Raw genomic sequence first — 13,682 nt, 5'->3', positions numbered from 1 at the left:
AAACGCAAAAAACTGTGGGAGCTGGCTTGCCTGCGATAGCGGTCTGTCAGTTAGCCCAGCTGGCACTGATACACCGCTATCGCAGGCAAGCCAGCTCCCACATTTTGATCGTCTTGTCAGCTCAGGCGCTGGCCAGTTCGGAAGAATTGCCCTTCGGCCGTGCCAGCCAATACCCCAACACCGCCAGCGGCGCGGTCGCCAGCATCACAATCACCGTGATCAACAGCGGCTGTTCGATCATCGACGACACCAGCAGGCTGGCCAGGAAGCACAGGCCCAACTGCAGGGTATTTTGCAGAGCCGCCGCCTTGCCGGAGTTTTGCGCAAAGGGCATCAGCGCATTCGCCACCACAATCGGGTAGCTGGCGCCGTTGCACAGCGCCATCAGGCAGAACGGGATCAACAAGGTGGTCAGGGTCGGCACGCTCAAGGTGGCCACCAGGTACAACGCCACCATGCTCAAGCAATAGGCGACCAGCAACCACGGCAGCAGGGTTTTACCCGGCAGGCGCTGCAAGGCGCTGCGGCAACTGTAGCCGCCGACGAGAAACGCCAGGGTCGGCAGTACGTAGCTCAGGCCGATGTCGTTCGGGCTGTAGCCCATGCCACCGAGGATGAACGGCGAGGCCGTCAGCCAAGCGAAGAAGCTGGCCGAACAGGCGGCGAAGATCATCACATTGCCGGTAAACACCCGCGAGGTGAGCAATTGCCCATAGCCCAGGCGCACCGGGCTGCCCTTGTGCTCCAGACGCTTGGGCATGTTGCGCAAGAACAGGGTCGGCACCAGCAGCAACAACGACACCACCAGCAACACGCCGAAGATCGCCTGCCAGCCAAAGTGATTCAGCACCACGGCACCCAACAGCGGTGCCAGGGCTGGAGACAGCGACATCAACGGCATGATGCTGGCGAAGACGCGGTGGGCCTTGTCGGCCGGGTAGCGGTCAATCACCAGCGCCTGCCAGCTCACGGCGGCGGCACACACGCCAATCGCTTGCATAAAGCGCAGGGCCAACAGTTGCGGCGCGGTTTCGACCCAGAACATGCCCAGGCAACCGAGCACAAACAGGCTCAGGCCCGCGAGCAGGATGGGCTTGCGCCCCAGGCGGTCCGAGAGCGGCCCCCACAGCAACTGCCCCACTGCAAAGCCTGCGAGGAAAATACTCAAGCTGGCGCCCACCGCGCCAGCACCGATATTCAACTGCTCGCCCATGGCGCCAAACGCCGGCAAGTACATGTCCATGGCCAGATAACCGAGCATGCTCAGCCCCGCCAGATACCCAGTAAAACCAAAAGAATTTTTCATCGAAGCCTTGTAGATACTGCCATCAAACTATTTGCTGACTGGCGCCCATTATGAAGCTGACAATATCTGTGTGAAGCGATAATAATTGGACACTCTCATCAATAATTTTGAAGGCAGCGCCTATGTGGTCGGAATATTCCCTGGATGTGGTCGACGCCGTCGCCCGTCACGGCAGCTTCAGCGCCGCTGCCCAGGAACTGCACCGCGTCCCCTCGGCCATCAGTTACACCGTACGCCAGCTCGAAGAATGGCTGGCCGTGCCGCTGTTTGTGCGCCGGCATCGTGACGTGGAACTGACCCCCGCCGGGCGTTTATTCATCGACGAAGCCCGCGGCGTGATGAAAAAAATGCTCGGCACCCGGCGCCTGTGCCAGCAGGTGGCCAATGGCTGGAGCGGCCAGTTGAAGGTGGCCGTGGACTCCATCGTCAAACCCCAACGCTGCCGGCAGTTGGTGCTCGACTTTTATCGGCAGTTTCCCGAAGTGGAATTGCTGCTCGAATACGAGGTGTACAACGGCGTGTGGGATGCGCTGGCGGATGAACGCACCGACATCGTGATCGGCGCCACCAGCGCGGTGCCGGTGGCCAGCCACTTCAGCTTCCGCGACATGGGCCTGTTGAACTGGCTGTGCGTGGTCAGCGCCCGGCACCCGCTGGCGGCGGTGCAAGGTTTGCTCAGTGATGACCAACTGCGCCCCTTTGCCTCGCTGTGCATGACCGACACCTCCCGCAACCTGCCCAAGCGCGACACCTGGACCCTGGATAACCAGCGCCGCCTGGTGGTGCCCAACTGGGCGTCGGCCCTGGATTGCCTGCGCGATGGCCTGTGTGTAGGCATGGCGCCGGCCCATCAGGTATTGCCATGGATCGAGCGCGGTGAACTGGTGGCGCTGCAATTGAGCCGGCCATTTCCAGCCAGCCCGTCGTGTGTGGCGTGGGCACAGAACAAGCTGTCGCCGGCCATGGCGTGGTTGCTGGAATACTTGGGCGATACGGAGACCATGAACCAGGAATGGCTGAATGGTGGTGATCTCTAAAGGTATACAGGCTCCCCTGTGGGAGCGGGCTTGCTCGCGAATGCGGTGTATCAGCCAATGCATCTGCAAGCTGATACACCGCATTCGCGAGCAAGCCCGCTCCCACATTTTCTAATCGTATTTCAGTCCAGTAGGCGGGTGATGGCCCGTACGATCATCTCCACTTTCTTGCGCTCCAACGTCAGCGGCGGCAACAGCCGAATGATCTTGCCCCGCGTGACGTTGATCAACAGCCCATGCTCCTGCGCCGCCCGTTGGGCCAGGTCGCGGTAAGGGCTGGCCAGCTCAATGCCGATCATCAAGCCCCTGCCACGAATCGCCCGCACGTGGGGATGTTCCTCCAACTCCATGCGCAAGCGCGCCAGCAAGTGTTCGCCCTGGCGTGCGGCATTTTCGAGCAAGCCTTGCTCCTGGATAATCTCCAGCACCGTACACCCGACGCGACACGCCAGCGGGTTGCCGCCAAAGGTGCTGCCATGGCTGCCTGGGGTGAACAGCTGCGCGACGGCGGCGCGGGCCAGGCAGGCGCCGATGGGCACGCCATTGCCGAGGCCTTTGGCCAGAGTCATCACGTCTGGCACGATGCCTTCGTGCTGGAAGGCAAACCAGGTGCCGGTGCGCCCGATGCCGGTCTGGATTTCGTCGAGCATCATCAACCAGCCGTGGCGTGTGCAGTGCTCGCGCAGGGCTTTGAGGTAACCCGACGGCGCCACCAACACACCACTTTCGCCCTGGATCGGTTCAAGCAACACCGCCGCAATGCGCGTGCCGAACTGTGCGGTGAGCGCCGCCAGAGCCGCCATGTCGCCAAAGCCAACCTTGATGAAATCGCCAGGCAGGCGCTGGAACCCCAGGCGCACCGAAGGCCCGTCGCTGGCGGCCATGGTGCCCAGTGTGCGGCCGTGGAAGGCGTTCTCCATCACCACCACCAACGGCTGTTCGATGCCTTTTTTCCAACCGTGCAAACGCGCCAGTTTCAGCGCCGTCTCGTTGGCTTCGGCGCCGGAATTGTTGAAGAACGCGCGGTCCAGCCCGGACAGTTGGGCCAGGCGCCGGGCCAATTGTTGTTGCCAGTCGATGCTGTAGAGGTTGGAGGTGTGCAGCAGCAAGCCGGCCTGTTCGCTGATGGCGGCCACTAACCTTGGGTGGGAATGGCCGACATTGGTCACCGCCACGCCGGCCACGGCGTCCAGGTATTCGCGGCCTTGCTGGTCCCATAGGCGCGTGCCCAGGCCGCGGGTGAAGCTCAGGGCCAGGGGTTGATAAGTGCTCATCAGGCAGGCGGCGGTCATGGTGGCGGCTCCAGTGCATCGTTGGGGTGGATCCAGTATGGTTAACCACCCTCGCTGGATAAACGTAGAATCGCTGCAATAACTTTAAACCAGGGATTGATAATGGACCTGTTCCAGGCAATGTCGGTGTACGTGAAAGTCGTCGAAACCGGCAGCATGACCGCCGCCGCGCAGGAATGCGGGATCTCGACCACCATGGTGGGCAACCATCTGCGAGCGCTGGAGCAACGGCTTGGCGTCAGCCTGCTCAAACGCACCACGCGCAAACAGAACCTCACCGAATTTGGCGGGCAGTATTATCAGCGCTGCCTGGAAGTGCTGGGGCTGGTGGCCGACTCCGAGCTACTGGCCGAGCAGGTCCACAGCGAAACCCCCAAAGGCAGCCTGCGCATCACCGCGCCGCCGGTGTTCGGCACTGAACGCCTGGTGCCGGCCTTGAGTGAGTTTTCCCAGCGCTACCCCCTTATCGACCTGTACGTGGTGATGAGCAATGAACGCATGGACCTGGTCGACAGCGGTTTTGACGTGGCGATCCGTCTCGGCGAACTGGAAAGCTCCAGCCTGATCGCCCGGCCCCTGCAGGCCTACACCCTCACCCTTTGCGCCTCCCCTGCCTACCTGGCGCGACGCGGCACGCCGCAAACCCCGGCCGACCTGCAGCAGCATGACTGCCTGGCGTTTGCCTACCCCGCCAACGACAACTGGCGCGACACCGACAAACTCTGGCGCATGACAGGCGATGAAGGTGAGGTGCAGGTGCCGGTAGCTGGCTCATTGACCATCAACAGCTCCCAAGGCTTGCGCCAAGCCGCCATCAACGGCATGGGCATCACCATGCTGGCCGATGCCCTGGTGCAACCGGACCTTGCGAGCGGCAAGCTGGTGGCCTTGCTGACCCCCTATAAACTGCCCAGCCGCCCGATGCACCTGATGTATCGCCAGGACCGCTACCGCCTGCCCAAGCTGCGGGCGTTCGTCGACTTTGTGATGGAGAAATGGGCGCACTAGAACGCCACGCCCAACTCACGCAAGCGCGTGGCGGTGCGCTCGGCCGATACATGGTGAATACCCTGCCAGCCCAACGCGATGGCGGCCTCGATATTGCCGGCGACGTCGTCGATGAACACCACTTCACTGGCCTGGATGTCTGGCAAGTGTTCCCGCACTTGACTGAGGCTGGCGTGGTAGATCGCCGGGTCAGGCTTGATCAGCTTCACCTCGCCGGACACCAGAATATTGCGAAAACGCTTCAGAAACGGGTAGTTGGCCCGGGCGTAAGGGAAGGTTTCAGCCGACCAGTTGGTGAGCCCGAACAGCGGCATATCAACCTGGTGCAACGCTTCGAGAATCGCCACGCCCTCGGGTAATTCAGCCCGCAGCATTTCGGGCCAGCGCGCGTAATAAGCCTGGATCAGGGCCTTGTTTTCGGGGTATTGGGCAATCAGGGTGCGGGTGGCTTCGGCCAGGGAGCGACCGGCATCTTGCTCGGTGTTCCAGTCTTGCGTGCAGATGGTGTCGAGGAACCACTGGCGCTCGACGTCATCGGCAATCAGCTTGCGGTACAGGTGCTGCGGGCTCCAGTCGAACAGGACACCGCCGAAATCAAAAACTACTGCACGAATCGTCATCAGATCCTCCGTTAGCGTGGCTTGATAGCAGCTGGAGTCTGACAGATCTACAAGAGGGAGGCGCGCGGCGGGGCGTAAGAAGTGTCTGAAAAGACAGGTGGGAGGAGGCACGACCTAATTGAGCGAACGCAATGCTTAAAGCAACGAAGATCAAATGTGGGAGCTGGCTTGCCTGCGAAAGCGGTAGTACAGCCTCAGATGCTGCGACTGACACACCGCCTTCGCGGGCAAGCCCGCTCCCACATTTTTTACCGCGTTTTAAGCTTGGATCAGGCCGTTGATTTTGACGGTCGGGTTCACATCCGCGTCGTAATCCACGCCGTCGACTTCAAAGCCGAACAAGCGCAGGAATTCAGCCTTGTAACCAGCAAAATCGCTGATCTCGTTGACGTTGTCGTCGGTCACCTGGTTCCACAGTGCGGCCACGGCGTCCTGGACTTTCGGTTCCAGCTCGGCCAGGTCGGCACGCAGGCGGCCATCGGCGTCGAGCTTCGGCTGGCTGCCGTACAGGCTGTCTTTGAACAGGCCGTAGACCTGCTCGATGCAGCCTTCGTGGGTGCCCTGCTCTTTCATCACCTTGAACAGCAGCGACAGGTACAGCGGCATGATCGGGATCGCCGAGCTGGCCTGGGTGACCACGGCCTTGAGCACCGACACGCGGGCGTCGCCCTTGAGCGCAGCGAGGTTTTCGCGCAGGGTCAAAACTTTCTTGTCCAGGTCTTTCTTGGCTTCGCCAATGGAGCCGTTCCAATAGATGTCCTGGGTCAGCTTCTCACCCAAGTAGGTGAACGCGGTGGTCTTGGCGCCTTCGGCCAATACATCGGCGTCACGCAGGGCGTCGATCCACAGCTGCCAGTCTTCGCCGCCCATGACCTTCACGGTACCGTCGATTTCTTCCTGGGTTGCAGGCTCAAGCGTGGTGTCGACCACTACGCCCTTGTCGGTGTTGATCCCGCGCAGGGTCACGGCCTTGCCGATTGGCTTGAGAGTGGAATTATGCACCACGCCTTGCGGGTCGGTACGGCGTGGCGCGGCCAGGCTGTAGACCACCAGGTCGATCTTGCCCAGGTCTTTCTTGATGGTCTCGATGGTCAGGCGCTTGATCTCGTCGGAGAACGCGTCGCCGTTGATGCTCTTGGCGTACAGGCCTTTTTCCACAGCAAACTTCTCGAACGCCGCGCTGTTGTACCAGCCGGCGGAGCTCAGTTTGCCTTCTTCGCCTTCTTTCTCAAAAAACACGCCCAGGGTGTCGGCGCCGCAGCCAAACGCAGCACTGATGCGCGCGGCCAGGCCGTAGCCGGTGGAGGCACCGAGGACCAGTACCTTTTTAGGGCCGCCTTCGATGACGCCGTTTTTGGTTACGTAGTCGATCTGCTCTTTGACGTTCGCTTCACAGCCAACAGGGTGAGCGGTCACACAGATAAAGCCACGAACCCGCGGTTTGATGATCATAAAAATTTCTGCCTCTTCCAAGGTGCCGAAGGCCAATAGTGGCCATTCAACTTCAATCGTACCGGTCTATGACGCCTGAAAAACCGAAGCGTCACGATAGTCGCAAATCTTCTGTTCTCAAAATTCAATCCACAAAACGTCGGAGCCTGCACGGCAACGGTTACAAATTGTGCAGCGGCTTCACAATTTCATCCTATTTAAAAACGCCTGCGAGCCTCATAACCCCCTATGATGACGATATTGTTTCAATATATTTCGGCTTTGGAGCCTCGTTTCATGAGCAAAAATGCTGTCGGCAAAAAGCTGGTGTCCCTGGCCTGGGTGCTCGGCGTTCTGCTGTTGATCTACTGTTTCCCGCGCAGTTGCCTGGTGTTTCTGCTGTTGGTGGTGTGCTGCGGCGTTTATGACTTCCTGCGTAACGGCCTGTACGACCGCGACACCATCAAGAAGTATTTTATCGGCAACGGCCGTAATACCTGGGTGCTGGCACCGTTCAACACCCTGCTCGACCTGCTCAGCAGCCGCAACCGACATGTCTACACCATGAACGACCTGCCACCGGCCTGGCGCGAAGACCTGCAACAGGTGATCGACGACGCCATGGCTCGCAAGGATGAAATCATCAGCTACCTGGACGAGCGCATGGCCGAGAAGAAACGCGGCATGTTGTTCTTCCAGTGGTACGGTCGCCCGATCGAAACCACGCTGGATATCCCGCAGCTGCGCAAAAAACTGCCATTTGTGAAGACCATCGGTGTCTCGGTGTTCAACGAGAACCGCTCGACGTCGTTCCACTTCGGCCCCCTGCGCATGATGTTCCGTGTGCTCTACAACATGGCGCCGGCACCGCACCATGAGGGCGTGTATATCCAGGTGGGCAAGCACAAGCACTACTGGCACGACGACCCGCTGTTTATCTTCGATGACACGCTGATGCACGCGTCCTTCAACAAAAACGACGCCAAACGCTACTGCCTGTTCATTGATATTGTGCGCCCGACCCTGCTGCCCTCGGTGCTCAACGCCGTGATCGCAGGGTTTGCCGGCCTGGTCTTTACCCTGCGTCGGGTTTTCTACAAAAACTGGAAGCTGATTCAGTAAGTTCTGCGGCATGATGGTGTTGGACGGCATTTGCGCTGGGCCTTGCGCCTGAGGTAAATAACCGTCTCGTGCGACCTTAATTGGCGCTCACCATTCTCAAGCCATCGCCCCATAGCGGGCGCGGTGGCTATGCTTTCAAGGAATCAGAATGCCCCAACGTCAAGTCATCAACGCCTCCGTCAGCCCCAAGGGCAGCCTCGAAACCCTGTCCCAACGTGAAGTGCAGCAACTGAGCGAAGCCGGTACCGGCAGCATCTACACCCTGTTCCGCCAATGCGCCCTGGCGATTCTCAACACCGGCGCGCATATCGACAACGCCAAGACCATCCTCGACGCCTACAAAGACTTTGAAGTGCGTATTCACCAGCAGGACCGCGGCGTACGTCTGGAACTGCTCAACGCCCCCGCCGATGCCTTCGTCGATGGCGAAATGATTGCCAGCACCCGCGAAATGCTGTTCAGCGCCCTGCGCGACATCGTCTACACCGAGAACGAGCTGGACAGCCAGCGTATCGACCTGAGCAACTCCCAAGGCATCACCGACTACGTGTTCCACCTGCTGCGCAACGCCCGTACGCTGCGCCCGGGTGTGGAGCCCAAGATAGTGGTGTGCTGGGGCGGCCATTCGATCAACACCGAAGAATACAAATACACCAAGAAAGTCGGGCACGAACTGGGCCTGCGCAGCCTCGATGTGTGCACCGGCTGCGGCCCCGGCGTGATGAAAGGCCCGATGAAGGGCGCGACCATTTCCCATGCCAAGCAGCGCATCACCAATGGCCGTTACCTGGGCTTGACCGAGCCAGGCATCATCGCCGCCGAAGCGCCGAACCCCATCGTCAACGAGCTGGTGATTTTGCCGGACATCGAAAAACGCCTGGAAGCCTTCGTGCGTGTCGGTCACGGTATCATCATCTTCCCCGGCGGCGCTGGCACGGCCGAGGAGTTCCTGTACCTGCTGGGCATCCTCATGCATCCGGACAACCGCGACCTGCCGTTCCCGGTGGTGCTCACCGGGCCCAAACATGCCGCGCCTTATCTGGAACAATTGCACGCGTTCGTCGGCGCCACCCTGGGCGAAGCGGCGCAGAAGCATTACCAGATCATCATCGACGACCCGGCTGAAGTGGCCCGCCAGATGACCACCGGCCTCAAGGCGGTAAAGCAGTTCCGCCGCGAGCGTAACGACGCGTTCCACTTCAACTGGCTGCTGAAGATCGACGAAGGCTTCCAGCGCCCATTCGACCCCACCCACGAAAACATGGCCAGCCTGCAACTCAACCACGCGTTGCCGGCCCATGAACTGGCGGCCAACCTGCGCCGGGCGTTCTCCGGGATTGTGGCGGGTAACGTCAAGGACAAGGGCATTCGCCTGATCGAAGAAAACGGCCCGTATGAGATTCACGGTGACCCGGCCATCATGAAACCGCTGGATGAGCTGCTGAAGGCCTTCGTGGCCCAGCACCGCATGAAGTTGCCAGGCGGCGCGGCGTATGTACCGTGCTATCGCGTGGTGCAATGAGCTAGCGGCGGTCGGTCATAGTTTGTATCCGTTTGGGGCATGGCTCGGCGTGTGAGGTTCAAGAGTTCGGACTAGGGTTTTACTATTCCTTCCAACTCACCCACCTCAGCGAGCGACCTATGGACCAACGGATATTGTCCTCTGTCATTCCTTACCCTAAGGTAAGGAGTATCACGATGGAGATCTTCACTATGGCCACCGCCACACTCACTTCAAAAGGGCAAATCACCATCCCTGTCCAGGTCAGGACGGCCCTGGGCCTGGAAACAGGCGACCGGGTGGAATTCGTCGAAATGGAAGACGGCAAGTTTTCCATGATTGCCGCAAGCAAAACCGTCAAGGACCTCAAGGGTCTGATCCGCAAGCCTGCCCATGCCGTGTCTATCGAAGACATGAACCGCGCCATCGCGGCCCAGGGAGCAACAGCTGGATGATTGGCCTGGATACCAACGTACTGGTGCGTTACGTGACCCAGGACGACCCGGTTCAATCCGCTAAAGCATCCCAACTGATCGAATCGCTCACCGCCGCCTCGCCAGGCTTTGTCAGCCTGGTGACGCTTACGGAGTTGGTGTGGGTGTTGCAATCCTGTTACCAGTCGGCCAAAGGCGACGTGGTAATGGTGCTGGAAACCTTGTTGCACACGCGGGAGCTGACCGTCGAGCACGCCGATATCATCTGGCAGGCACTGCGCAAGTTCACCGCAGGCAAAGCCGACTTTGCCGACTGCCTGGTTGAACGCTGTGGTCATGCGGCGGGCTGCGAGTACACCGCCACCTTTGATCTGAACGCGGCCAAGGCAGCGGGGATGAAACGGCTCGGCTAGCCCGCTTTGTTTGTGTAGGAGCGAGCTTGCTCGCGAAAAACGGCAACGATTACGCGAGCAGTCAGGTTGCACGCGGTGCCTGTGAGTTTTTCGCGAGCAAGCTCGCTCCTACAATTGGAGATAGCGTTAGGTCAGCGTATCCAGCCACCGACCTGCCAATGGTAGCCATCGTTACGCTGCACCCAGTGCGGGTGTACATAACGATAGCCCTGGCGCACCGGCTCCCAATGGCCGTGCACCGCCACATATCGCCCGCCTTCCCAACGCCAATAACCGCGTGACCAGATATAACCCTCGCGTACCGCCGGTTCGACTTCGATCACTTGCACCGGTGGCGGCTGCGGCGCCACCACCTCAACATATTCACGTTGCACCGGCCTGCGCTCATGCACCACACGCTCTTGTACACACCCAGACGCTGCCACCACCATGGCGGCCAATGCTGCATAACGTAGCAACATACAAAACCCTCGGGCGCGAACGCCCAACACCTGCACTGGTAAAAATCCCCCCTTGTTACAGCCGCGCTCCTGCTTGGCCCTGGGTACTTTTTAACAGGCGGTGTCTGTCAGATTGCTGAACCTGCAAGCCTCAGGAAGTACAGGCGACAGTCGGTCGCTTCAGGCGCACCAGTACCAGCCCCGCCACGACTACGGCAACGCCCGCGTAAGTGGATGCATGAATCACATCGCCAAACATCAACGCCGCCCACACCAGAGTCACCGGCGGCTCCAGGTACACCAGCGCCGCCACATGCGTTGCAGTCATCACCCGCAGCAGCATCCACAGGCTCAAGTAGGCGAGGAAAGTGGAGAATACGGTCAGCCACACAATCGAGATCAGTACGTTGGTGTCATGGGGAATACTCAGGGTGTCGGTGTAGATCACGGCCGCGGTAAAACCTATCAAGGTCAACAGCGACTGGATAAACAGCGGCAACACCAACCCGCTGTCCTGGCTCTGCACCGAGCGACGCTCGTACAAGGTCGCCAGCGTTAACCCAAGTGCCGACACCAGAGGCAGCAGATACATGACCAGCCCGACACGCTGCCCGCCACCGCCATACTGCCCAGCAATTACAATCGACACACCGACAAAGCCGATCATCAAGCCCAACCACTGCCAGCCTCCACTGCGCTCGGACGCCATGCCCGTCGACAATGCCGCGGTCATCAACGGCTGCAACGCCGCAATGATCGCCGCGATGCCAGGCGGCAGACCGTTCTGGATCGCCACGTAGAGGCAACTCAAATACAGGAACTGCGACAGGAACCCGACAACCGCGTGATGACGGATCTGCTGCCAGGAAACCCTCAGCAACCGTCTGTTCAAAAACAGCGCCAGGCATAACGAAACCAACAAAAAACGCCAGAACAAAAGGTTGAAGGCTCCAGCACTCTGCGCGCCTAACTTGGCACCTATAAAGCCGGAACTCCAAGACAGGACAAAGACAACCTGAAGCAGTAACAACCGCGTGTAGCCGATACGAGCCGTCATCGTGCCCCCTGCAACTGCAACGGCACGAGTTCGCCAAACGTGATGGGGTCAATCCCCAAACGCCGATATTGCTCGCTGGCGGGTCGCACCAGGTCACGCTTGAGCTGGAACCACGGCTTGATGGTACGCAGCACGCCATCGTCGGATGCCAAGTGCCAGAACTTATTGACATCCGCCTGACTGTAAGGACAGTGAAACGACAACACCAACGACATGCGCCGGCCTTGAGTGAGTGGGCGCACGCCATGAAACACTCGACTGCCGTAGATATACACCGCATCGCCACTGGCTTTCACACCACAGCTTCGCACGTTGTCATTGAGGCTTGCGACATCAAAGCGCTCCACAGGGCCCTCAAAATAAACGAACTCTCCACCTTCATATTCGCTGGGCTCAGACAGCACTATGTTCAGCACAAAGCTGGTTCCATCGGTATGCCACATCCCGATCTGTGCCCTATCGTGCTGAGCCTGGGGCGGGTAGAAGTAATTGACCTGGGAACGGGCGCGCAAGAAAGGGTGCGGAACCAGCGGCACGCCTGCAATTTTTGACACCGCCAGCAGGAACGCCCGACTGTCCATCATCTCCCGGATAAGTGTCGATGACCGCGTTGCCGCACGGGTACGGTTAGAGATAATCCAGTCGCTGGTGCTGGACCCCGCCTCCAGCTGATAACACGCTCGCCTCAACGCGGCGATGCCCTGCTCACTGAACAGCCCCGAGACCTGGGCCACGGCCGTCAATTGCTCGGGCTGGGCCATCGCCAGTGGCGATCTCATGTACCCCAGGTTCGCTAAGCTGCGATGACCTGTGAGGCATGGGCCATCACTGCGCAAAAAACTGTCACTCCAGTGTTGCAACGTGTCGAGCAGGGCCCCGGGATGCTTACATCGGGATGCGGGAACCAGTGATGCTTGCAGGGCTGACTTCAGGCGTGCAGCCCCTTGTGCGAATACGGGTAGCTCACTTTGCTGTTTCATCGTGACTTCCTCCCTCAATTGGCTATACCGTGATCCATTCGGTACTCCGATAACTGGTAGAGAACGCTGCCGTCGCCGCTGCAAAACTCACCTATGACGCGACATCCGCCGTAGTCTTGACGCACACGGCTAAATTGCTGGCGGGTATACTTCAAGCACACATTGGTCAACAAATAACCTTCATCTTGACCACTGAGAACAGGAAGCAAGGTCGCCGCTACGCGATACCAGTCATCATCGACTTCAATGTCTGAAACGATCACCTCATGCTCGCTGCCCACCTGGTCAAAACCGAGCTTCAACCCCACCAGTTCAGAAAAGCGAGTCATGCAGTGATGCCGATAAAAGCGATGGATATGCTCATCATCATTGGGGATGGACAGCTGCATTTCTGACAAGACGTAGGTCCGAGCCCCACCGATCCGGCGAATGATTTGACCGATCGTTTCAGGTAGTTCGTTGCCTTCCTGAAACCCCAGCATTGTGACTAATGTCACATCCTGGCCACACTCAATATCGCCCCGGCACAACGCGCGAAAATCGGTGGCCAGGTAACGAAACTTCTCAGGGGTCACCAGCAGTGGTTCCACCGCCCGACGCATTACGTCATGTGAGGCTCGGTTGATATCGACCGCCGTGTAATGGACCGCTTGTACCCCGTTCTCAAGCAGATGATGAAGCAGCGCGGACGTCTTGATCGGCTCTGGTCCCAATTCGACGTAATGCAAACGGTCCTGACCTACCAGATCGACCAAATCATTGGCTACGGCGCGTAAAATCTCACTTAATGCACCATTGCCACAGGGTGCCGCACAGAGGTCAACTCGGTTCACACCCTCCAGATTCAACGAGGTCATCAAGCCCAGGATTTCTTCACTGACCTGTCGATCTCGGTCCTTGATATCGGTGGATGTCGATGCGTACTTTTCGGCATTTTCAATCGTCCAGATCGGGACGTCATATCCATGGTTGTCTTTTAGCGAAGACGCTACCAGCTCATTGATATCCATACATGGGCTCCTTTTCTTATTGTCAGGCGCC

14 protein-coding genes are annotated in these 13,682 nt (G+C 59.2%); 6 read left to right on the top strand and 8 right to left on the bottom strand.

Features of this window, described 5'->3' with window-relative positions:
• Positions 1-121: 121 nt before the first annotated feature.
• Positions 122-1,306 carry a purine nucleoside transporter PunC gene (gene punC, locus N2A98_RS08085; RefSeq protein ID WP_153475134.1) on the bottom strand — a complete coding sequence of 395 codons (1,185 nt, stop codon included), beginning with the start codon at positions 1,304-1,306 and terminating at the stop codon, positions 122-124.
• Between the two features lie 122 nt (positions 1,307-1,428).
• Between punC and punR the strand changes: the two genes are divergently transcribed.
• Complete coding sequence (gene punR, locus N2A98_RS08080) at positions 1,429-2,343, top strand: DNA-binding transcriptional activator PunR (protein ID WP_032892806.1); 915 nt, start codon at positions 1,429-1,431, stop codon at positions 2,341-2,343.
• A 122-nt stretch (positions 2,344-2,465) separates the two neighbouring features.
• On the opposite strand, the gene N2A98_RS08075 is transcribed toward punR, so the two are convergent.
• On the bottom strand, positions 2,466-3,635 hold the full coding sequence (locus tag N2A98_RS08075) for an aspartate aminotransferase family protein (RefSeq protein WP_275623242.1): 1,170 nt from the start codon (positions 3,633-3,635) through the stop codon (positions 2,466-2,468).
• A gap of 102 nt (positions 3,636-3,737) precedes the next feature.
• Here N2A98_RS08075 and N2A98_RS08070 point away from each other — a divergent pair, with 102 nt between their 5' ends.
• Positions 3,738-4,643, top strand: coding sequence for a LysR family transcriptional regulator (locus N2A98_RS08070; RefSeq protein ID WP_044272943.1), 906 nt, complete (start codon positions 3,738-3,740; stop codon positions 4,641-4,643).
• On the opposite strand, the gene N2A98_RS08065 is transcribed toward N2A98_RS08070, so the two are convergent.
• Together N2A98_RS08065 and fabV are read right to left on the bottom strand one after the other, a co-directional pair.
• Entirely contained in the window at positions 4,640-5,263 is a 624-nt protein-coding gene (locus N2A98_RS08065; RefSeq protein WP_275623241.1) for an HAD family phosphatase, read from the bottom strand. The genes N2A98_RS08070 and N2A98_RS08065 overlap by 4 nt on opposite strands.
• Positions 5,264-5,521: 258 nt before the next feature.
• Positions 5,522-6,715: an enoyl-ACP reductase FabV gene (fabV, locus tag N2A98_RS08060; protein ID WP_003189732.1), complete on the bottom strand. Its 1,194-nt coding sequence runs from the start codon at positions 6,713-6,715 to the stop codon at positions 5,522-5,524.
• 276 nt (positions 6,716-6,991) lie between these two features.
• Here fabV and N2A98_RS08055 point away from each other — a divergent pair, with 276 nt between their 5' ends.
• The 4 genes from N2A98_RS08055 (at position 6,992) to N2A98_RS08040 (ending at position 10,164) form a co-directional block, all read left to right on the top strand.
• Positions 6,992-7,816 (top strand): aspartyl/asparaginyl beta-hydroxylase domain-containing protein, encoded by an 825-nt coding sequence (locus tag N2A98_RS08055; protein ID WP_032900476.1) that lies wholly within the window; start codon positions 6,992-6,994, stop codon positions 7,814-7,816.
• A 148-nt stretch (positions 7,817-7,964) separates the two neighbouring features.
• On the top strand, positions 7,965-9,338 hold the full coding sequence (gene ppnN / locus N2A98_RS08050) for a nucleotide 5'-monophosphate nucleosidase PpnN (RefSeq protein ID WP_032892811.1): 1,374 nt from the start codon (positions 7,965-7,967) through the stop codon (positions 9,336-9,338).
• 176 nt (positions 9,339-9,514) lie between these two features.
• Positions 9,515-9,772: an AbrB/MazE/SpoVT family DNA-binding domain-containing protein gene (locus N2A98_RS08045; RefSeq protein WP_032892812.1), complete on the top strand. Its 258-nt coding sequence runs from the start codon at positions 9,515-9,517 to the stop codon at positions 9,770-9,772.
• The gene (locus tag N2A98_RS08040) at positions 9,769-10,164 is read left to right on the top strand and encodes a type II toxin-antitoxin system VapC family toxin (RefSeq protein ID WP_153475128.1); all 396 of its coding nucleotides are present in this window, start codon (positions 9,769-9,771) and stop codon (positions 10,162-10,164) included. The genes N2A98_RS08045 and N2A98_RS08040 overlap by 4 nt, the downstream gene beginning before the upstream one ends.
• A 131-nt stretch (positions 10,165-10,295) precedes the next feature.
• On the opposite strand, the gene N2A98_RS08035 is transcribed toward N2A98_RS08040, so the two are convergent.
• The 4 genes from N2A98_RS08035 to N2A98_RS08020 form a co-directional block, all read right to left on the bottom strand.
• Complete coding sequence (locus N2A98_RS08035; RefSeq protein WP_047710347.1) at positions 10,296-10,625, bottom strand: YXWGXW repeat-containing protein; 330 nt, start codon at positions 10,623-10,625, stop codon at positions 10,296-10,298.
• Between the two features lie 130 nt (positions 10,626-10,755).
• A complete protein-coding gene (locus tag N2A98_RS08030; RefSeq protein ID WP_044272936.1) occupies positions 10,756-11,661 on the bottom strand; it encodes a DMT family transporter in 906 nt (301 codons plus the stop codon).
• Positions 11,658-12,641, bottom strand: coding sequence for a 2OG-Fe(II) oxygenase family protein (locus N2A98_RS08025; protein ID WP_275623240.1), 984 nt, complete (start codon positions 12,639-12,641; stop codon positions 11,658-11,660). The genes N2A98_RS08030 and N2A98_RS08025 overlap by 4 nt, the downstream gene beginning before the upstream one ends.
• A gap of 14 nt (positions 12,642-12,655) precedes the next feature.
• A complete protein-coding gene (locus N2A98_RS08020; RefSeq protein ID WP_275623239.1) occupies positions 12,656-13,651 on the bottom strand; it encodes a hypothetical protein in 996 nt (331 codons plus the stop codon).
• Positions 13,652-13,682 lie beyond the last annotated feature (31 nt).

This window comes from Pseudomonas sp. FJ2-5-13 (genome assembly GCF_029201605.1).
Taxonomy (GTDB): domain Bacteria; phylum Pseudomonadota; class Gammaproteobacteria; order Pseudomonadales; family Pseudomonadaceae; genus Aquipseudomonas; species Aquipseudomonas lactis.
Note: the sequence above shows the minus strand (reverse complement) of the source record. Positions and strands in the feature narration are given on the sequence as shown.